The following is a 15,856-nucleotide window of genomic DNA, read 5'->3' on the forward strand; positions in this document are numbered from 1 at the left end:
ATAGTGAGGACTCACTCACTACATGAGAGGTTGCGATGGCAATTTCGCGCACAGTTGAACTGGATAACGGACACGAAGTCTCGGTGACCATAGATCGCATTGGGGCGGGTTGGTCCATCGCTGAGATTGATCTTGAGACCTACCCCTACCAAGTGATTGACGGCGATGGGCGAATTCACCCGACCTTTAATCTCGCGCTGGATGAGGTGAAAAGGATCGCAGCTCGCCACCTATCTAGAAGTAGCCGCTAAGACCGCGACCCACGCGCAAAAGTCCGAAGTACTTGTCCCCGATAGGGCTCGGGGCCGCGATATGTCTCCTTCATCGACGCATTGCTGATCCGATGTGTCCTGGCCGATTCCTCGGCCGTGATGAACGAAATCTTCTGCTCGAGGGTGCTTCGGTTGCGGCCGGTCTTGGGGTCGTGTTGGGTGTTGCGTGTCATGGGGCTAACTCAGGCTGTTGAAAATGCGAACTGCGCGACGCTGGATCACACTTGATACAAGTGCTGCGCGTTCCGGGGGGGTAAACCAGCGCTGCAGCTTTGCTAAACTGGTCGCAACCTCTGCTTCGCAGTGCTCCCGGCCAGGTTTTCCCGTGGGCCATGTCACCAGTTCATGAGTAGATAGCTGGGCGCGAAGACGCCAGTGTTTACGCTTGCGCAACAAGTACAAAGTGCGCTTGTTTTCCAGTCGTGTCATGGCAAGTTCCATTAAAAAAGCCCGCTCAGTGGCGGGCTGGATGGGAGGTCAGGCCGATTGCGTGACCTGGGTGCATTCGCATGTAAATCTTCCTCAGCACGTCAAGCGCCGTCTGCATCTGCTTCGGTGTGCTTGCAGTCACGATGGCGTCGTGAGCGTCCAGGGCCTCGGCGGTCTGGGACATGCCCTGGCCATCAAATCCGAATCGACCATGGCTGACACTGCGCGCTCGACATCGCTTCATTGCTTGCTGACCAGCTTCTAGGATTTCCACAAGTGCTGGGTCAATTTCCTCGGCCCGGATCCGCGCCAAGTTGATCGCCACAGCCACACGATTGAAGTCCTCATCGTCAGCCTGGCCGGTCTGCAAACGCTCAAACCCGCTTCGGATGCGCAGCAGGTCTGGCGTCAGGTCGGCTTGCTCGTACGGGCGGCAGTCATCAAGCAGCACAAGCGGGGCGACCTGCTTCTTTATCGCCTGCGCCACATCGCGTTTTGTGAGTCTCACGTTGCGGTTGCGTTTGGCGGCGCGGCGCTGTGCACGGTTCACTGGAGCAGCGTTCACGGCTTGCTCAAGCGTGTGGAGTTTTTGGGCTGAGATGATCATTTCGTACTCGGCTCGCGCAGTGTGTAGTTCAAGATCTCGGAAATGGAAGGCAAGGTCAGAAGGGTATGGAATCATCCATGTCATCGAAGCCGCTGCCGGCTGCAGGAGGAGGCGCCGGCCTGGGCGGCGGAGGCGCGGGCCGCTGCACTTCCTGGCCACCTCGGGCAAAGTCATCAAAATCGGCCACGCCCTCAAGCGCCGTACCTGTCGTGCCATCCTGTTTTTGAAACGTGGTCACATGCAGGTCGCGCACGATGAGCGAAACCTGTTTGCCTTTGAGTAGGTAGGGCGCCAAGGCCTCAGCCTGCTTGCCAAACATGGCCAGCCTGAGCCATTGAGTGGGGCGCTTCCCATCATCTCCTTTGCGACCGTAGTTGTATGCAGCCGCGATCTGTACGACAGTGGTTCCGTTTTGCGTGGATCGCACCTCAGCGTCACGGCCAAGCGTGAAAAGTCCGGTCATTGTTGCCATGTGTATTCCTTTAGGCGGGGTGATCCGCTTCGATTTGCTTCAGCTCTCGCGCAATGCACTCCCACCCGGCTTCGATCTTCTCGACCATCAACCGCTCGAGTTGCGGGTCTCGCCGATACAGCTTTGAGGTGATCCGCATGTGCGCAGGAATTTCTGAAACGATGTGCATCGCCTCGTCTTCGTGCCCAATGAGGTCGTCTGGGGTGTCAAGCAGGCAGTAGCAGACCTCCGCCTCGTCGCAGTCCCAAAGCTGCATGTAGGCCCGCATCTGCCACTCATACTCAGTGCAGTGCACGTCGTCGCTGGTCTTGGGAAACGTGGCCAAGCTCCACGCGGTTTTGATGTCCCGAATTCGCTGGCCGTCGTACAAATCACATTCGCCCGACAACCACGTGTTTTCTCGACGCGCGGTGTTTTTCGCCAAGTCGGTGAAGAAAACATGGTTGTAGAGCGCGATAGCCTCGTCCTCGAGCGCGAGACCCTTTTCAAGGTACTTGCTGGTGACGCTGGGCTGATACCCATATGCGATCTGACCAGCGATCTCACGGCAGAAGGCCTTTGCGCCTTCACTCAGAATTTCGCTCTTCAGCCTCGGTCGGGCCATAAGGCGGTGCAGGCTATGTGGTCTGAACTTGTGCATTCAGCGCGTCCTGTTGTTCTTGGGTCAACTCGTAGTCGGAGCGAAGTTTGTCTGCACTGAACCGGCCGGAAAGGACCGCTCCCACGGCCTGTTTGAACCGCTCTGGAGATAACTGCTCCTTCTTGCGTGCGGCAACCTTGGGCCGGATGCGCAAGCACTCGACCTGCTCGCCTGCCAACTTGGTCGTCGTAGCAAACAGCGTGATCTGCCTGCCAGCCCAGTCCTCGATGAAAGGCCCGTAGAGCTTTGCGATGGACTTGCTGTTTGTGGCATTGAGGATGAATGGCTTCTGCCCTTGCAGATAAGCAACAGTGCATTCCTCTTTTTTCCCCCCATTGCCTGTTACTTGCTCGCGCACCACATGCGAGATCGTGACGGTCAGATCCTGTCCTGGGTCCAGTGAATAGGCGCCGATGAAATCAGGATTCATCAAGCGCTTGTAGTGTGTCTTCGTTGTCATGTTGTTCGCCTCACAAGCGATTCCCGCCAGTCCGGCACTTCAGGGTAGGGCTGAGCAAGCTGGTGCCGCCCACCTGCATCGACCCAGCAGGTCTGTGCGCACACCGGTTCACATTCGTAAAAGTGCCATCGACCATCCTTGTCCATGGCAAGCCAGTGAGCCCAGGTTGGCCAGCCTGAAACTGCGGCTTGGATGGCTTTCCATTCAGAGTGGATGGCGTTCATGCAGCCCCCTTCAATTTGGCGTTGATCAGCTCCTGGGCCTGGAAGACCTTTTGGGCCGCATTGTCAGGAACTTCGATGAGGCCGATAGCTTTAGAGTTCGGCTGATAGGCTGGGATCATTCCGACGAACAGCATCGACATTTGCTCAGTGATCGGCGCCCAGTAGAGCTTCCCTTCAACCTGAAGGAATACCGCAATGCCTTCCAGGGTGCCTTTGCTCACGACGGCGTTCATGCAGCCCCCTTGAAAAGGGCCTCGATCTGCTCGCGTGCTGCAATCAGGTTGTCCGGGTGAACATCGAACTCGCCGATGCGGATGGTCCGGGGCTTGCGGCGGTATTTGAAGTGCGGCGCCCAAGAGGGTTGAACCGTCAATTCTTCCCATTCGCCGCTGAGACAAACCTCCCAACGGGTCCACGGCTCGGCGCACTCGGCTGCGTCTTCAGCGTAGAGCCGCATGCTCTCGGCATGCAGATGACCTAGGGTCTTGGCTGGCTCGATGTAGTCAGCAACGAGGTCAGCGGGGTTATCTTCCCCAAATCCCCACCGACCGGTGGGGGTGAGGGCTTCAACTACCCCGTCAGGGCGCGTGGTCGCGAACGGGAAATTGGGGCTGGGGCCTTTGGTGAGCGTGGCGATTTGGCCGTCTCGGCGCACGTACTTCTTGCCAGCTTCAAGGGGCAGGGTCAGCTTACTCATTGCTTCTCTCCCCGCGCCGTCAACAATGCATGCTTTGCCGCAACCCAATCCTCCGGACTGATGTAGCTGGGTCGTTCGCCCTCCAGCGCCTGAGCGATGGCCTGCAAGTCGGCCTGAACATCCGACGCCGCATGTGTCTCGTCTGGCCCGCTGCATGCACTCAGTACCAGCGCGGCCCACACGATCAGCATCAGCGCAGCCCATTGCAGAGCGACCCAGGTCAGACTTGATCGGGCATGAAAAAACCCGCGCTTGGCGGGTTCTGAGATTGGGGTTTCGGTTCTGCTTTGTCGGGAAAACCGGAGTGAGGTTTCGTCCATTTCATTGCTCCTTAATTCCGTGGGCGGGTCAGTATTTTCAGAGCGGGTCATCGTCTGGCGATCCAGCCCGACGGCTCATCATCTTCGCTCGTAAGCGCTGCGAACTCTGTGTTTGCCCGGGTTCGGTCGCTGAAACAGAAGCGCCTTGAGTAGCCTTCTGCGTTGCAGCCAAGGTAGATCGCACGGGTGTAGATCAGATCGCCCAGCGCTGCAAAACTGCCATCGGGCAACTCGCGAACTTCGATGTAGCCGCCGTAGCGCTGGATGATTTTTTTCAGTTCATCGTTCGTCATTTAGGTGGCAATCATCAGTCTTGGCTGTTTGTAGATCGCTTCCGAGAGCCCATACGCCCACTGCGCGGCGTAGTCGGAATGCCCGCATGCGGACATCTCTGCCTTTCTGACTTGTGCCATCTCCAGGGGTTTCTTCCCGCTTTCAAGGCAGCAGTCACGGGCGACCTCCCACATGGCTCTAAGCTCAGCCTCCAGCCAAGCGTCAGCCTCTCGCTTCCCTCTCAGGGCTTGCTCAGCAATGAGTCTGTCATAGATGCGCTGCTCGGGTTGCCCGATTGGGCGAAATGGGTCAGCGTGCTCGGATGTCACTCCACAGGAGCAGGGCTTATTCATGGCATCGCGGCTTTGTTGTTCGGTGCTCATGCTAATCGCTCCCTCAAATAGTCATCAATCGCCTCATCCACTCGCTCACCAGCGCGCCGGATGATCCAAGCACCCAGGGCGTAGATGTGCTGCTGCCTTATCTCGTAAGGCGCGCCATTCGCAGCACGGGCCAGCCGGCATAGCTCAGCGAAGTCGTCATCGTCTGCAACAAGCTCGCCCAGGTTGTCGTCGCTGACGGGGTTGAACTGCGGCAGTTCGGATGCTGCTTCAAATGCGGCTTGGTAGGCGCTTTCGCTGTCCAAGGAGGACAAGGCGCTCGACTCGATCAGGGAGATGGCGTTCATGCTTCCTCCTTAAATTTTCCGTTCTCATCGACCACGTACCAGACGCCAGCCTTAATGCCGTCACGACCGACAATTGCTGCTGCAGCGTGCGTGATCTCTCCTTCATCGTTGCGGTGTACTAGACGCATGGCACCCCTGACAGGAATCGAACCTGTACCTGCCCCTTAGGAGGGGGCCGTTCTATCCATTGAACTACAGAGGTTAGTTGGGGATGATGGCCGCGTCTAACACGCGCACATAAATTCACTCCATGGCCTCTGCGGCTTCGTCCCAGACCCAGTGGGTTTCATCATCGAGGCCACTTCCGGGCAGCCGGAACACGGCGTTCGCAGCTTCAGCAAGGGCCGTGGCAGTCTCGTACTCGCCTGCGTTTTTATGCATCCATGCACGCACATCGCGACGACGTGCAGCATCGTTGACGGGCTTTACGATTGGTGGCCTGGGGCTGCGCTCCATCGTGGCGGCTTCAACTTCTCGGAGGATGTCATTTCGCCGCTGATTCTCAAGATGGAGATTTCGTCTCCATCGGTTCTCCTGCTTTACGCTGGTCATGGCGGGCTCCAATGAAAAAGCCCGCTCAGGGCGGGCTTGGATGAATAGATTGGTACGCTTTTGGCTGTGAATGCGTACGGGAAGGATCACCATCATTGAAGCGGGCCGGACGCTACCCCGGCGATGTGTTCGTCAGTCTGGTTGAGCAGGCTCAACTCTCAGTTTCTGCTGGGCCACCTTCCTGCCCGTCGTGGCTTTGTTTTCTGTGTGCCCACGTCACACTGTGCGTTTCATCGATTTCCAACGCCGCCGCTTCAATGATGGCCCCGCTTTGCCCTGCGGGTTAGGGCACGCGATGGGCTCGCGCGGGCCTACTTCACCTCACGTCGCTCTCCCAAAAAAAGCGGCCCGCACAAGGCGGGCCGGTTGTGTGATGGCTCACATGAAGCAGTGGTTTTTTGGAGGAGTGCGAGGCGGCGCTAACCCGCGTCCCATCACGCCCCCACTGTATGGTCTGGTTTGCCTGGGCTCATCAGGGCAAGCCCTGAAGTCTTTCGGCTCAATGATGGTGCTGGTTACGCCTCCAGCGACAGCCTTACGCGCTGCCCGTTCACCTGCCCTCGCAGTTAGATCGCGCCACGTCTTTCCCGTGGAGTCATGATGGTTGTCCCAGTCGCTAATCTGGGTTGTGGCGGTTCTCTATCTGCCGCCAGGAGGATCAGTCCAACCCGGTGCTACCGGCTTTCTTCACCATCAAACCGAGGTGTCTCAGTTCATCGCTTTGCGCCATCTGCGCTGAGGACTGGCAAGTGCACTGCGTTCTCACCGGCATAGCGCGCTTCTTGACTTCCGTATAACCGTCTGGGATGTAGTTCATGGGGGAACTCTTTCAATCTGCTCGCCATGGGATCAGCATTCGATAGCGGTCTGCGTCAGGCCTCCGGCTGCTGCAGCGACGGCACTCTGCGGCTCGTCGGGGTTCAGGCCGTAGGCGGCGGAGAAGGCGTATTGGCTGGGGTAGGCCTCGAAGGGCGGCGAGCCCACCTCACTACAGCGAACAGAAATCATTCCATCACCATCTTCGTTTACTTCGATGAAGTGCCCGCTATCGGTGCGGATGTGGGTCAAAAGCAGCCCATTCACGTTGTTCAGCTCGCACATGGCGTTGTAGACGGCTTCGGCCTGGGACTTGTTGAGGATGCGGGCTGCCATGGTGCTTCTCCTGGTGGTTGGTTGATCCTTCAATCCGCAACGCACTCGGTGAATGCGCTCTGGATTGCTTCCACCGGTTTTCACCCCGGTGGCGTGACTGGCATATCCCACAGATGTGGTTCCAATCACCTTGCATGCAGCCGCAGTTCCGGTAGTTCATCGGGTTTGGCCGCCACCTTTTGTGTTCTGCCGGTGTGCACAGGGGCAGGGCGCTTTCATCAAGTGCGCCTGTTCATCCTTCTGTGAGAGCGATGTGAAGGGCGGGCAGGGCGCTACTCCTGCTGGGGCTACGGCTTTTTCACGTTGCGCTTTTTCTGCCGTGATTGAGTACAGGTTCCAAGAGCCGAGGCGTCTCTACGTGTGCGCGTTTGTCGTTGCCGGGTCTCCCGCTGCTGACTTGCTGCGTGTCTCTGGCTCCAGCTTTCGCCTTCACAGCCTTTGGCTTCCACGCCGCCGCCCTTCACATCGCTCTCTCTTGTTAAAGACCCAAGGGCTTCAGCGCGATCACTCCAGCCCATCGACTTGGTGCCCAGGAGAGCCCGCAGCGCGAGATCACTGAACCGAACCCCGCTGCTGCGTCCTGTCCGCTTCGCCACCGTGTCGCTGTGGCTGGGGTTCGTTGTGTCGATGGATGAATTATTAGTCCGAGTGCTTTATTTGTCAACAGTCGGACTAATTTAAATCGACTAATTTTTTCTTCTGATAGCGCCAAGCCCCGCTGTGTCGGGCTTTCTGCGAGAAGTGCAAGCCAGGCTTGCGCAAGTGCTGCTTGCTGTCAAAAAAATTGGGCTTGCGTCAGCCGTTATCCGTGTGGAATACTGTATGAAAAAACAGGTATCAACATGAGTGAAGACCGAAAAACACTGCTGGGGCGGCGCCTGCGCGCTGCGAGGACCAACGCTAGGTTGTCTCAGGCCTTCGTGGCCGATGGCTTGGCCGTGACGAGGCAAACAGTCTCGGGGTGGGAGACGGGCGCTTACAGCCCATCCGCCACGCAGCTGGCCGAGCTGGCGACGATGTACTGCGTTTGCGCGCATGCATTGCTGTTCGGCGAGCCGTTCAGGGCAGTGGGGTTCGGCGCATTCATGGGGCAGGGCCGTGCCCTGTCTCCCAACTAATTCAACCAAGGAAGAAAAATGGACGCCAAGACGCTTTTTGACCAGATGTGCGAACCGCGTGCGAACGTAGATCAGGTGCGCAACATCACAGCCACCTATGCGGATCTGGTCGCAGGCATTGCAGACAGGCTGACGCCGGCTGAGCTGGATGCGTTCATTCGCCTTGGCTCAGTGATGAAGGGGCGCGTGACCGTGAAGGTGCCACTGCTCAAGCTGGAGCAGGTGGATGCCTGGCTTGCGTACAGCAAGAAGCACTTCCCGTCTGACGCTGCTGCTTTGAGGGGCTGACCATGGACGCAAAGACTTTGCTGGACCGTATGAACAACGCGCATGCACCCACAGGAATCTGCCTGGATGAGCCCTACGCGGAGTTCCTGGCCACCATTGCGCACAAGCTGTCAGCCGATGAGCTGGACAAGCTGGTCACCTTCGGCGCCGCTCTCACCGATATGATTTTGATTCCATACATGCGTGCATCGGATTGGGCGAAGGTCGAATGACGCAGGCCCAGCAGAGCCCTTCATGACCACCGCCAGCCTTCTCGGTCCAGTAGACACGTCCAGCGCGTGCCACCTGCTGCTCGCTGCAAGTCCTGTGCAGGCGGGCTTTCCTTCTCCCGCTGAGGACTTCGCGGCCAAGCGCATCGATCTCAATGCAGAGCTGATCGTTCATCCGCAGGCAACTTTTCTCATGCGTGCAGCCGGCGTGTCCATGGTCGAATTTGGCATTGGCGACCGTGATCTGATGGTTGTGGACCGGGCCATTCGCCCGCGCCATGGGCTGATCGTGGTTGCAGTGATCGACGCTGAATTCACAGTCAAGCAGCTTCACAGCAGGGCGGGGCGCGTCAAGCTCAAGGCAGGCAATCCGACGTATCCCGACATCGTGCCCCAGGACGCCCAGGAACTGACGATCTGGGGCGTGGTGACGCATTGCATCAAGAGCATGTGCGGGTGATGCGATGTACGCCCTGGTCGATGGGAACAATTTCTATGTGAGCTGCGAGCGTGTGTTCAGGCCTGCGCTGCAGGGGCGGCCTGTGGTCGTGTTGTCGAACAATGACGGCTGCGCTGTGGCCCGGTCGAACGAAGCCAAAGCCCTGGGCATTGCGATGGGCGCGCCCTGGTTCCAGATCCGGCACCTGGCTGAGTCTGCTGGGCTGGTTGGACTGTCTGCGAATTTCCCGCTTTACGGCGACATGAGCGACCGCATGATGAGCCTCGCGGCGGGACTGGGACCTACTCAGGAAATCTACAGCATCGATGAGTCGTTCATCGGCCTGGACGGCGTGAGAGGCGATCTGGTCAAGCGTGGCCATGCCATCCGCTCACGCATTCTGACTTGGCTGGGCATCCCGACTTGTGTAGGCATTGCCCAGACAAAGACACTTGCCAAGCTGGCCAACCACATCTCCAAGACCGCCGAGCGCAAACCCGGTAGCTACCCGGCTGAACTGGCGCAGGTTTGCAATTTCGCAGCACTGCCGGCGTCCGATCTGGATGCCATCCTGGCGGCCACCCCAGTGGGCGAGGTGTGGGGCGTGGGCCGGCGCATCGGCAAGCAGCTCAACGATGCTGGCATATCGACTGTGCTGGACTTGGCCCGGATGGACCCTGTTGTCGCCCGCATGCGCTGGAGTGTGGTGCTCGAGCGCACTGTCCGGGAGCTACAGGGCCAGTCCTGCATTGATCTGGACGATGCACCAGCCCCCAAAAAAATGATCGCCTGCACCCGGTCATTTGGAAGACCCGTGCGGGATTTCGTCCCCCTGTCTGAAGCCGTCACCGAATTCGCAGGCCGTGCCGCTGAGAAGCTGCGGAAGCAGGGTGGGGTCGCAGGCATGCTGCAGGTATTCGCACACACCAGCCCCCACCGGCCGGGGCCAAGGTTCGCGCGGGCCATGGTCGTGCCGCTTCGTCGGCCTACGTCCGACACGCACCTGCTCGCACAAGCCGCGGTGCTTGGGCTGCGTCAGATCTATGAGCCTGGATACGACCTCATCAAGGCTGGTGTCATCCTGATGGATCTGACCAATAGCGCGGCCGAGCAGCTCGAGCTGTCGCTAGACGACCCAGGCCCGGACCGCTCAAGGCTCATGGGCGCTCTTGATGCGCTCAATGTCCGCTATGGCAAGGGTGCAGTGCACCTGGCCGCGACTGGCGCGACTAAGGCCAAGCGTGAATGGGGCATGCGGCAGGAGCGCAAGACGCCACAATACACGACGGTTCTGGCCGACATCCCGATTGCCAGGGCGTGACTCAGTTGCCGTTGGCCACATCTCGACCCTTGTCGGTGAGGGAGTAAATGGTGACCTCCGCATAGGTTTCCCCGTCGGCGTCGTGCATATCGAATACACCATCGACCAGACCCTCACGTATGAGTGGCACGACCACCTCGCTGCCTTCTTGGTACTCCAATAGGACAGTTGGGTAGGTACGGGCGGCAAGGGCTCGGAGTACACCCAAGCGACCAGTCTCTACGGGCAAGGGATCTGGCACTTCAGCCATCTTGAGCACAGCACGTACCCATGACTCACCACCCAGGTCATTGAGCTTGTACTCCTCATCTTCGTCTAGAGGCATGGCCAGCATCACAAGCGGACCCATGTAGTCGGCCTTCATGTCTGGAAACCAAGGCACTTCATTCAGGCTCTGGCCAGGATGGCAGGTTTTTGCCTGAATGACGGTGTTCTGCTCCAAGTCCACGATGTGGGCCCAGTCGCCCTCCGTCAGGATGGAATGCTGAAGGGCATAGAGCGAAGGACTTGAGGACACCCAGTCGTGCCAGCCGCCGCGCTTTTGATTGCTGTAGCCGTAGAAGAGGGCATAGCGGTCTTGGGGCATGTCTTTCCTCACTGTAGAGTGTGCCGATGTGTAATCGATACATAGCACCCAGCGACCAGGATATCCAGCAGTACTGGCGCGTCAATGGGGCGGTCAGTTCAAGCGCAACCGGCGTGTTTCCACGGTCGCCCGGACCATTCATCCGGCGAGCAATCGAAGATGCCAGCTACAGCAGGGAACTCGTCGTTGGACAGTGGGGGCTCATTCCATGGTTCGCGAAAGAGCGAAAGCTGAAGTACAGCACCAACAACGCACGCAGTGAAGAACTGCTGAGCAAGGCCAGCTACAAAGATCCGTGGCGCCGTGGCCAGCGTTGCATCATCCCCGCCACTTCTTTCGATGAGCCGAATTGGGAGACGGGGAAGAACGTGTGGTGGACGTTCCAGCGAGCTGATGGCGACCCATGGGGGCTCGCAGGCCTGTGGAACCGCTGGCACGACCCGGAAACGGATGAGATGGTCGAGAGCTACACGATGCTGACGATCAACGCCGATGCGCACCCGCTCATGTCGCGCATGCACAAGCCAGACCCTAAGCTGGGGCCGGATCAGCAGGACAAGCGAAGCGTGATCCCGATTGAGTTGTCCGACGTGGATCTGTGGCTGTCGGGGACCGTCGCAGAGGCCTCGGAGCTGCTCCGTCTGGCGCCAGTCGAAGTGTTCGATGCGAGGCCAACGGCATGAGCTTTGTTGGAATCGCGTTGTGCCTGGTCGTGGGCATCTCGGACGGAGACACGCTCACGGCTCGTTGTGGTGAGCCGGGTCAGTACGAGCAGGTAAAGGTGCGACTGGCCGGAATCGATGCGCCAGAACGAAAGCAACCGTTCGGCCAGCGGGCACGTCAGGCACTCAGCGACACGGCTTACATGAAAGAAGCAGAGCTGCGCTGTACCAAGGTGGATCGATACAAACGATCCATCTGCACAGTGTGGGTCGCCCCAGCATCATCTCCAGAAGGCCCGAAAACACTGGATGCTGGGCTGAACCTGATCACACTTGGCCTGGCGTGGTGGTATCGAGACTACGCAAAAGAGCAAAGTCCGCAGGAACGCGGCCAGTACGAATTCGCTGAGACGGAAGCGCGTGCGAAGAAGGCTGGGCTTTGGTCGCAGCTAGGAACGGCTGAGGAGCCGGTGGCGCCGTGGGAGTGGCGGAAAAGTCGTCGGCAAAACGCGGGGCCCAGATGATGTGCGCGAAATGTTCGAACTTTTGCGTAACACTGCACTCTGCGCAGTAGCGCACAGGCTACACTAGCGCATGGTCGTTGAGCAGACGGAAGAGTTCAAGCGTTGGTTGCAAAGCATCAAAGACGTCCCCACAAAAGCTAGGTTGCTTGCACGACTTCGAAAGGTCACGCTGGGGAGCCTCGGAGATCACAAGCGACTCAGTGAAGATGTTTGGGAGCTTCGAGAGTACTTCGGCCCAGGTTGGCGGATGTACTACACAGAGAAGGATGGCAGGATCATCCTCATGCTCGGAGGGGGAGACAAAAAATCTCAGAGCAAGGACATTGCTGCTGCTGAGCAATTGGCAAAGGAGCTGAAAGATGGTCAAGACTAAACCGTTCGACGCTGCCGAGTTTTTAACGAATGACGCAGAGATGCTGGCTTACATTCAAGCCGCGCTGGAAGACGGTGACCCGCTGCTTGTTGCAGCGGCATTGGGTGATGTGGCAAGAGCACGAGGAATGGCTGATCTTGCAAGGAAAACTGGACTTTCGAGAGAAAGTCTCTATAAGGGGCTATCAGGAGAATCTGCTCCTACTACAACGACGTTTTTCAAGGTGGTTGAAGCATTCGGCTTGCGTCTTGACATTCGGGCCAAAGATTCCAGCCCACCGCGAAAGCCGTTCACTCGAAAAACAGTACAGGCTAAACCAAAGAAAACAACACTTAGGCCGCATTCAAGAACGGTCGGTGCCCATGCATGAACAGAAGCCCGCCTCGAGCGGGCTTTTTCACGACTTCGGAGCGAAGAAGGAAATGATTGTCACCACAGCTGCGAGGAATGCTACTGGTGGGACTACAAGCCGCGCAAGACCCGAAAACAGAAGAACACGTTTCTTCCTCTTCAGCCAAGCCTTGGCCTGAAGCGTTTGATCTGGCCCGAACGCCAATCCATCAATGCGAGACTCAACGTACTCTAAGCCATGCTTGGCGAATATTTTGTCTAGCGTCTGTTCAAAAGGCGGGGTCTTGCGCATTGGTTAGATCTAGCTCTGCTTCCCTGGAGGCCACTCCAGAGGTGACACGGTGAGGGAACTGACGCCAGGGAGTAGATTGAGATAGTGTTGCTCTTCCGCCGGGCGAACCAAGGAAACCTCTGTAGCTTCGCTCGGGCATTAGGCCGAGATTCTTGCCAATTTGGGAAAAGAGCAAATGCGGATCTCGGTTGGTGTTGGCAACGCTTCTCACGATCTGAACAACTTTGAGGCGCTTGATGGTTAGTCACCATCAGGGCACCAAGGTCTCGCCAAAAGCAACGCCATGAAGGATTTGCTTCTAGCAGTCTTACCAGATGGAAGACACAAAGCCTTTAAAAGCGACTCGCAATCCGTCAGAGCGTTATGGGGCGTGGGCCGCTCAACCCCCATTGCTAGACATATCGCATCCAAACTGCGTTTGCCAACTCGTTCATCCCACCTGTTGCGCAAAGTTAGCATTGAGCACGCCCATGGTAGCCCGTCTGAGTCCAAAAGAGCATGCCGCAACATCCTGCGGTCAAACTTCGCATTGTGCGCCACTACTATCCCCGCAGACCTGAGCATCTTCTCCATATGCAGGCTGTCAAATACATGTCCTCTAACATCTTCAAAAGTTAGTCCATGCACTAATTGAGCGCCCTCGGATATAACCACATTTGGCTCTCGCTTTCCATAGTACTTATCAACCACGCGAACTAGAGATCCTTTGGGCATTCTGATCTCTGCCAGCAAGATGGCGCACGTGATAGGCTCATCATGTGACTGCAATCCGGTTGTCTCGGTGTCAACAATTGCCACAAGTGTACATCCATCATCTGGATAATACTTTGGCAAATTTTGCATCCACAGTTTCCAGGCCGTATCTTTTGCGTCCCCTACATCGAAATCTGAATCGAAATCAAACCAATAATTTTCGTTCAATATCCATAGTAATGAATCGCAAAAACCGACCAATTGCATTCCGGTATCATGCTTTTGCTCTTGAGAGAGGGTGTCAAATTCTTGAGAATATAAGACATTTATTTTATGCAAAAGATCATCAATTTTTCTGATCGATTGGCACTGTTCATCGCTTGCCTTTGCAAGCTCTGATTTCTTTATTTTTACTACCTTAAAGCCATCAGATAATTCAGAAATGGATTTGCCAATCCCTACATCCTTTGCGGATGCATTTGAGATTTGTCCCTTGTTGGGGTTATTATTTTTATTCTTGATGTAAATGCATAGAACTGCCAATGTTATCAAGGCAACGATAACAATTAACATTTTGTTATTTGTCTCTTAAGTTCTCAACCGCTCAGTGCGCTTTCGAACTGGTCTTCTTTGTAGGCCTATCGGTTGTGGTGACCACGGCGGGTGGCGGCGGAACGTTTGCCCATGGGTTTGCCTGTGATTTGCTAGGCATGACAACGTTGTGAAGGCGATTGGTTAGCGCCACAACTTCATCTTTCATTTCTAGGTTCAGGTCTCTAAACATCAACACCAATTGAGCTTCGATCTTGCTCAGCTGAGTGATGTCAAGCGATTCAGATTCTGGTTGAACGCTTGCAGCCTTCGCGACGTTACCGGCCTCAGCAGCCATTGCCGGGCTGAAGTCTTCTATTTGACAGCCGAAGAACTGGCTGAATTTGACAGCAGCTGCCAGATTGATCGGGATCTTCCCATTCACATATTGATTGAATGCACTCTGCCCGAAGCCAAGCTCAGCAGCAGCATGCTCCTGCCCAGATGGCTTTCCCGCGCGCTTTCGCTCCGCTTTCCAGGCCAAGAAGATCGCCTTCAGGCGCTGGGCGTCTTCCTTTTGTTCTTGACTGAGAGGTAGGGCGGGCATGTCTTGAGGCTATTAGTGCGGCTGCTCAAATGCAAACAGTCAGACTGTTGACATGAAAATTAGTCGGACCGATAATGAGTCCATGCACAACCTCAAGCCCATCCGTGAAGCACTCGGAGTCACCCAACAGGTGATGGCCGCAGGCATTGGCTGTACACAAGGAAACATCGGTCACTACGAACGTGGACAGACCCTTCCACCCGAGATGGCCAAGCGTGTCATTGAGTTCGCTGGGTCGCTGGGCCTTGTCATTGGCTACGACCACATCTATGGCAGCAAGCAACCCAAGCTTCGCCGTCGCAAGTCCGTGGAGGCCCAGAGCAGGGCTGACACCCCCACCAACCAAACCTAACAAAACACACCCGAGGAAGGGAACCACATGTACGCCGACCCCAAACGCATCCGCCGTAACCGCGTGCCGGTCTATCTCGATAGCTACACCTACGAGCGCCTGGCCCGCCTGGTCGAAATGACGGGCGGCGAAACATCCGTTGTGAGCCGGGGTGCCCTGGAACGCGGGCTTGATTTGCTGGAGTCCGAATTGCATGGCTCACAGTCTGCCGCCCACGTCAGCGCAAAGCGAGACGTACATGCAGCCCATGTTGGCGTCTGACAAATCACTTTTGAGGCACCCACATGGCAGCAACACCACCTCAAGGCTGGCCCCACGTCAGCGAGCCGACTGATCGGCAATTGAAGCGGGCGCAGCGTATTGCGTCCAAAACAGGCAAGACGGTCGAGCAAGTGCTGGCAGCAGCAATCGCGCGTGGTGCATCCGCGCAGATGACCGAGCTGCTGACCCAAGGCGCACGCAAGACGCATTGACTTTTTAAAGCACTCAAAAAGCCCACCGCCATGCACACCCTTGTCCGAGCCTCTGACCCCATCACCTCAATCCGTGCCGCCGAATCAACACCCCGGTTCGCCCCTTGCCACTGCGAGCGAATTCTGGCTGCACTGCATGCGCGTGGACCTGCCACGGCCCACGAACTGCAAGAGCTGACAGGCCTAACCGTGGTCCGGCTTGACCGGCGCCTTCCTGAGCTGAAGCGTGATGGCAAGGCCCAGGTCCAGAC

29 protein-coding genes and 1 tRNA gene are annotated in these 15,856 nt (G+C 57.1%); 12 read left to right on the top strand and 18 right to left on the bottom strand.

The genetic code is table 11. The annotated features are described in order from the left end of the window. Nucleotides 1-726 precede the first annotated feature (726 nt). The 14 genes from CCO03_RS08495 to CCO03_RS08555 form a co-directional block, all read right to left on the bottom strand. Nucleotides 727-1,308, bottom strand: coding sequence for a hypothetical protein (locus CCO03_RS08495; protein ID WP_087279813.1), 582 nt, complete (start codon nt 1,306-1,308; stop codon nt 727-729). Nucleotides 1,309-1,363: 55 nt separating this feature from the next. Further along, nucleotides 1,364-1,780 carry a single-stranded DNA-binding protein gene (locus tag CCO03_RS08500; protein WP_205690379.1) on the bottom strand — a complete coding sequence of 139 codons (417 nt, stop codon included), beginning with the start codon at nt 1,778-1,780 and terminating at the stop codon, nt 1,364-1,366. Nucleotides 1,781-1,790: 10 nt separating this feature from the next. Next, nucleotides 1,791-2,420: a hypothetical protein gene (locus CCO03_RS08505; RefSeq protein WP_157667579.1), complete on the bottom strand. Its 630-nt coding sequence runs from the start codon at nt 2,418-2,420 to the stop codon at nt 1,791-1,793. After that, entirely contained in the window at nt 2,398-2,880 is a 483-nt protein-coding gene (locus CCO03_RS08510) for a hypothetical protein (RefSeq protein ID WP_157667580.1), read from the bottom strand. Before CCO03_RS08510 ends, CCO03_RS08505 begins: the two co-directional genes overlap by 23 nt. A gap of 220 nt (nt 2,881-3,100) precedes the next feature. After that, nucleotides 3,101-3,337, bottom strand: a complete 237-nt coding sequence (locus CCO03_RS08515) for a hypothetical protein (RefSeq protein WP_087279824.1) — start codon at nt 3,335-3,337, stop codon at nt 3,101-3,103. Next, the gene (locus tag CCO03_RS08520) at nt 3,334-3,801 is read right to left on the bottom strand and encodes a hypothetical protein (protein WP_087279827.1); all 468 of its coding nucleotides are present in this window, start codon (nt 3,799-3,801) and stop codon (nt 3,334-3,336) included. Before CCO03_RS08520 ends, CCO03_RS08515 begins: the two co-directional genes overlap by 4 nt. Then, nucleotides 3,798-4,172 (bottom strand): hypothetical protein, encoded by a 375-nt coding sequence (locus tag CCO03_RS19625; RefSeq protein ID WP_157667581.1) that lies wholly within the window; start codon nt 4,170-4,172, stop codon nt 3,798-3,800. Before CCO03_RS19625 ends, CCO03_RS08520 begins: the two co-directional genes overlap by 4 nt. After that, the gene (locus CCO03_RS08530; RefSeq protein WP_087279833.1) at nt 4,169-4,414 is read right to left on the bottom strand and encodes a hypothetical protein; all 246 of its coding nucleotides are present in this window, start codon (nt 4,412-4,414) and stop codon (nt 4,169-4,171) included. Before CCO03_RS08530 ends, CCO03_RS19625 begins: the two co-directional genes overlap by 4 nt. Next, nucleotides 4,415-4,777 (bottom strand): hypothetical protein, encoded by a 363-nt coding sequence (locus CCO03_RS08535; RefSeq protein ID WP_157667582.1) that lies wholly within the window; start codon nt 4,775-4,777, stop codon nt 4,415-4,417. Continuing rightward, nucleotides 4,774-5,082 (bottom strand): hypothetical protein, encoded by a 309-nt coding sequence (locus tag CCO03_RS08540; RefSeq protein ID WP_087279838.1) that lies wholly within the window; start codon nt 5,080-5,082, stop codon nt 4,774-4,776. Before CCO03_RS08540 ends, CCO03_RS08535 begins: the two co-directional genes overlap by 4 nt. A gap of 127 nt (nt 5,083-5,209) precedes the next feature. Continuing rightward, nucleotides 5,210-5,284: transfer RNA gene (locus CCO03_RS08545), tRNA-Arg, on the bottom strand. 41 nt (nt 5,285-5,325) lie between these two features. Then, nucleotides 5,326-5,634: a hypothetical protein gene (locus CCO03_RS08550; RefSeq protein ID WP_087284440.1), complete on the bottom strand. Its 309-nt coding sequence runs from the start codon at nt 5,632-5,634 to the stop codon at nt 5,326-5,328. A 658-nt stretch (nt 5,635-6,292) separates the two neighbouring features. Then, complete coding sequence (locus tag CCO03_RS19630) at nt 6,293-6,451, bottom strand: hypothetical protein (RefSeq protein ID WP_157667583.1); 159 nt, start codon at nt 6,449-6,451, stop codon at nt 6,293-6,295. Between the two features lie 32 nt (nt 6,452-6,483). Then, nucleotides 6,484-6,786 carry a hypothetical protein gene (locus CCO03_RS08555; protein WP_087279841.1) on the bottom strand — a complete coding sequence of 101 codons (303 nt, stop codon included), beginning with the start codon at nt 6,784-6,786 and terminating at the stop codon, nt 6,484-6,486. A gap of 842 nt (nt 6,787-7,628) precedes the next feature. On the opposite strand from CCO03_RS08555, the gene CCO03_RS20735 reads away from it, so the two are divergent. From CCO03_RS20735 to CCO03_RS08580, 5 genes are read left to right on the top strand one after another with little or no spacing between them, the layout of a single operon-like run. Then, nucleotides 7,629-7,904: a helix-turn-helix transcriptional regulator gene (locus CCO03_RS20735; RefSeq protein WP_087279844.1), complete on the top strand. Its 276-nt coding sequence runs from the start codon at nt 7,629-7,631 to the stop codon at nt 7,902-7,904. 18 nt (nt 7,905-7,922) lie between these two features. Further along, complete coding sequence (locus tag CCO03_RS08565) at nt 7,923-8,192, top strand: hypothetical protein (RefSeq protein WP_087279847.1); 270 nt, start codon at nt 7,923-7,925, stop codon at nt 8,190-8,192. Nucleotides 8,193-8,194: 2 nt separating this feature from the next. After that, complete coding sequence (locus CCO03_RS08570) at nt 8,195-8,404, top strand: hypothetical protein (protein WP_087279852.1); 210 nt, start codon at nt 8,195-8,197, stop codon at nt 8,402-8,404. 22 nt (nt 8,405-8,426) lie between these two features. After that, nucleotides 8,427-8,861 (top strand): LexA family protein, encoded by a 435-nt coding sequence (locus CCO03_RS08575; protein WP_087279855.1) that lies wholly within the window; start codon nt 8,427-8,429, stop codon nt 8,859-8,861. 4 nt (nt 8,862-8,865) lie between these two features. Then, on the top strand, nt 8,866-10,161 hold the full coding sequence (locus tag CCO03_RS08580; protein ID WP_087279859.1) for a Y-family DNA polymerase: 1,296 nt from the start codon (nt 8,866-8,868) through the stop codon (nt 10,159-10,161). A 1-nt stretch (nt 10,162) separates the two neighbouring features. Here the strand turns inward: CCO03_RS08580 and CCO03_RS08585 are convergent, their stop codons facing one another. Continuing rightward, nucleotides 10,163-10,747, bottom strand: a complete 585-nt coding sequence (locus tag CCO03_RS08585) for a hypothetical protein (RefSeq protein ID WP_087279862.1) — start codon at nt 10,745-10,747, stop codon at nt 10,163-10,165. 26 nt (nt 10,748-10,773) lie between these two features. Here CCO03_RS08585 and CCO03_RS08590 point away from each other — a divergent pair, with 26 nt between their 5' ends. The 4 genes from CCO03_RS08590 (at nt 10,774) to CCO03_RS08605 (ending at nt 12,676) form a co-directional block, all read left to right on the top strand. Beyond that, the gene (locus tag CCO03_RS08590; protein ID WP_087279865.1) at nt 10,774-11,430 is read left to right on the top strand and encodes an SOS response-associated peptidase; all 657 of its coding nucleotides are present in this window, start codon (nt 10,774-10,776) and stop codon (nt 11,428-11,430) included. Next, a complete protein-coding gene (locus tag CCO03_RS08595) occupies nt 11,427-11,933 on the top strand; it encodes a thermonuclease family protein (RefSeq protein WP_087279868.1) in 507 nt (168 codons plus the stop codon). Before CCO03_RS08590 ends, CCO03_RS08595 begins: the two co-directional genes overlap by 4 nt. A gap of 70 nt (nt 11,934-12,003) precedes the next feature. Then, nucleotides 12,004-12,306, top strand: coding sequence for a type II toxin-antitoxin system RelE/ParE family toxin (locus CCO03_RS08600; protein WP_087279871.1), 303 nt, complete (start codon nt 12,004-12,006; stop codon nt 12,304-12,306). Beyond that, nucleotides 12,293-12,676, top strand: coding sequence for an addiction module antidote protein (locus tag CCO03_RS08605; protein WP_087279874.1), 384 nt, complete (start codon nt 12,293-12,295; stop codon nt 12,674-12,676). The genes CCO03_RS08600 and CCO03_RS08605 overlap by 14 nt, the downstream gene beginning before the upstream one ends. Before the next feature lie 27 nt (nt 12,677-12,703). Here the strand turns inward: CCO03_RS08605 and CCO03_RS19635 are convergent, their stop codons facing one another. The 3 genes from CCO03_RS19635 to CCO03_RS19640 all read right to left on the bottom strand — a co-directional run bounded on the left by CCO03_RS19635 (nt 12,704) and on the right by CCO03_RS19640 (nt 14,780). After that, nucleotides 12,704-12,949, bottom strand: a complete 246-nt coding sequence (locus tag CCO03_RS19635) for a hypothetical protein (protein ID WP_157667584.1) — start codon at nt 12,947-12,949, stop codon at nt 12,704-12,706. Nucleotides 12,950-13,189: 240 nt separating this feature from the next. Then, nucleotides 13,190-14,215 carry a 3'-5' exonuclease gene (locus CCO03_RS08610; protein WP_087279877.1) on the bottom strand — a complete coding sequence of 342 codons (1,026 nt, stop codon included), beginning with the start codon at nt 14,213-14,215 and terminating at the stop codon, nt 13,190-13,192. A gap of 31 nt (nt 14,216-14,246) precedes the next feature. Continuing rightward, nucleotides 14,247-14,780, bottom strand: coding sequence for a helix-turn-helix domain-containing protein (locus CCO03_RS19640; RefSeq protein ID WP_157667585.1), 534 nt, complete (start codon nt 14,778-14,780; stop codon nt 14,247-14,249). 82 nt (nt 14,781-14,862) lie between these two features. Here CCO03_RS19640 and CCO03_RS08620 point away from each other — a divergent pair, with 82 nt between their 5' ends. From CCO03_RS08620 to CCO03_RS19645, 3 genes are read left to right on the top strand one after another with little or no spacing between them, the layout of a single operon-like run. Further along, the gene (locus CCO03_RS08620; protein ID WP_087279883.1) at nt 14,863-15,132 is read left to right on the top strand and encodes a helix-turn-helix domain-containing protein; all 270 of its coding nucleotides are present in this window, start codon (nt 14,863-14,865) and stop codon (nt 15,130-15,132) included. A gap of 27 nt (nt 15,133-15,159) precedes the next feature. Next, a complete protein-coding gene (locus CCO03_RS08625) occupies nt 15,160-15,393 on the top strand; it encodes a hypothetical protein (RefSeq protein ID WP_087279885.1) in 234 nt (77 codons plus the stop codon). A 23-nt stretch (nt 15,394-15,416) separates the two neighbouring features. Further along, nucleotides 15,417-15,605: a hypothetical protein gene (locus CCO03_RS19645; RefSeq protein WP_157667586.1), complete on the top strand. Its 189-nt coding sequence runs from the start codon at nt 15,417-15,419 to the stop codon at nt 15,603-15,605. The last annotated feature ends 251 nt before the right edge of the window (nt 15,606-15,856 follow it).

The organism is Comamonas serinivorans, from assembly GCF_002158865.1.
Taxonomy (GTDB): Bacteria; Pseudomonadota; Gammaproteobacteria; order Burkholderiales; family Burkholderiaceae_C; genus Comamonas_E; species Comamonas_E serinivorans.

Bases quoted from the DNA above. Each gene is read 5' to 3' on its own strand.
- CCO03_RS08495 (WP_087279813.1), bottom strand. From the start codon at position 1,308: ATGATCATCTCAGCCCAAAAACTCCACACGCTTGAGCAAGCCGTGAAC.
- CCO03_RS08500 (WP_205690379.1), bottom strand. From the start codon at position 1,780: ATGGCAACAATGACCGGACTTTTCACGCTTGGCCGTGACGCTGAGGTG.
- CCO03_RS08505 (WP_157667579.1), bottom strand. From the start codon at position 2,420: ATGCACAAGTTCAGACCACATAGCCTGCACCGCCTTATGGCCCGACCG.
- CCO03_RS08510 (WP_157667580.1), bottom strand. From the start codon at position 2,880: ATGACAACGAAGACACACTACAAGCGCTTGATGAATCCTGATTTCATC.
- CCO03_RS08515 (WP_087279824.1), bottom strand. From the start codon at position 3,337: ATGAACGCCGTCGTGAGCAAAGGCACCCTGGAAGGCATTGCGGTATTC.
- CCO03_RS08520 (WP_087279827.1), bottom strand. From the start codon at position 3,801: ATGAGTAAGCTGACCCTGCCCCTTGAAGCTGGCAAGAAGTACGTGCGC.
- CCO03_RS19625 (WP_157667581.1), bottom strand. From the start codon at position 4,172: ATGACCCGCTCTGAAAATACTGACCCGCCCACGGAATTAAGGAGCAAT.
- CCO03_RS08530 (WP_087279833.1), bottom strand. From the start codon at position 4,414: ATGACGAACGATGAACTGAAAAAAATCATCCAGCGCTACGGCGGCTAC.
- CCO03_RS08535 (WP_157667582.1), bottom strand. From the start codon at position 4,777: ATGAGCACCGAACAACAAAGCCGCGATGCCATGAATAAGCCCTGCTCC.
- CCO03_RS08540 (WP_087279838.1), bottom strand. From the start codon at position 5,082: ATGAACGCCATCTCCCTGATCGAGTCGAGCGCCTTGTCCTCCTTGGAC.
- CCO03_RS08550 (WP_087284440.1), bottom strand. From the start codon at position 5,634: ATGACCAGCGTAAAGCAGGAGAACCGATGGAGACGAAATCTCCATCTT.
- CCO03_RS19630 (WP_157667583.1), bottom strand. From the start codon at position 6,451: ATGAACTACATCCCAGACGGTTATACGGAAGTCAAGAAGCGCGCTATG.
- CCO03_RS08555 (WP_087279841.1), bottom strand. From the start codon at position 6,786: ATGGCAGCCCGCATCCTCAACAAGTCCCAGGCCGAAGCCGTCTACAAC.
- CCO03_RS20735 (WP_087279844.1), top strand. From the start codon at position 7,629: ATGAGTGAAGACCGAAAAACACTGCTGGGGCGGCGCCTGCGCGCTGCG.
- CCO03_RS08565 (WP_087279847.1), top strand. From the start codon at position 7,923: ATGGACGCCAAGACGCTTTTTGACCAGATGTGCGAACCGCGTGCGAAC.
- CCO03_RS08570 (WP_087279852.1), top strand. From the start codon at position 8,195: ATGGACGCAAAGACTTTGCTGGACCGTATGAACAACGCGCATGCACCC.
- CCO03_RS08575 (WP_087279855.1), top strand. From the start codon at position 8,427: ATGACCACCGCCAGCCTTCTCGGTCCAGTAGACACGTCCAGCGCGTGC.
- CCO03_RS08580 (WP_087279859.1), top strand. From the start codon at position 8,866: ATGTACGCCCTGGTCGATGGGAACAATTTCTATGTGAGCTGCGAGCGT.
- CCO03_RS08585 (WP_087279862.1), bottom strand. From the start codon at position 10,747: ATGCCCCAAGACCGCTATGCCCTCTTCTACGGCTACAGCAATCAAAAG.
- CCO03_RS08590 (WP_087279865.1), top strand. From the start codon at position 10,774: ATGTGTAATCGATACATAGCACCCAGCGACCAGGATATCCAGCAGTAC.
- CCO03_RS08595 (WP_087279868.1), top strand. From the start codon at position 11,427: ATGAGCTTTGTTGGAATCGCGTTGTGCCTGGTCGTGGGCATCTCGGAC.
- CCO03_RS08600 (WP_087279871.1), top strand. From the start codon at position 12,004: ATGGTCGTTGAGCAGACGGAAGAGTTCAAGCGTTGGTTGCAAAGCATC.
- CCO03_RS08605 (WP_087279874.1), top strand. From the start codon at position 12,293: ATGGTCAAGACTAAACCGTTCGACGCTGCCGAGTTTTTAACGAATGAC.
- CCO03_RS19635 (WP_157667584.1), bottom strand. From the start codon at position 12,949: ATGCGCAAGACCCCGCCTTTTGAACAGACGCTAGACAAAATATTCGCC.
- CCO03_RS08610 (WP_087279877.1), bottom strand. From the start codon at position 14,215: ATGTTAATTGTTATCGTTGCCTTGATAACATTGGCAGTTCTATGCATT.
- CCO03_RS19640 (WP_157667585.1), bottom strand. From the start codon at position 14,780: ATGCCCGCCCTACCTCTCAGTCAAGAACAAAAGGAAGACGCCCAGCGC.
- CCO03_RS08620 (WP_087279883.1), top strand. From the start codon at position 14,863: ATGCACAACCTCAAGCCCATCCGTGAAGCACTCGGAGTCACCCAACAG.
- CCO03_RS08625 (WP_087279885.1), top strand. From the start codon at position 15,160: ATGTACGCCGACCCCAAACGCATCCGCCGTAACCGCGTGCCGGTCTAT.
- CCO03_RS19645 (WP_157667586.1), top strand. From the start codon at position 15,417: ATGGCAGCAACACCACCTCAAGGCTGGCCCCACGTCAGCGAGCCGACT.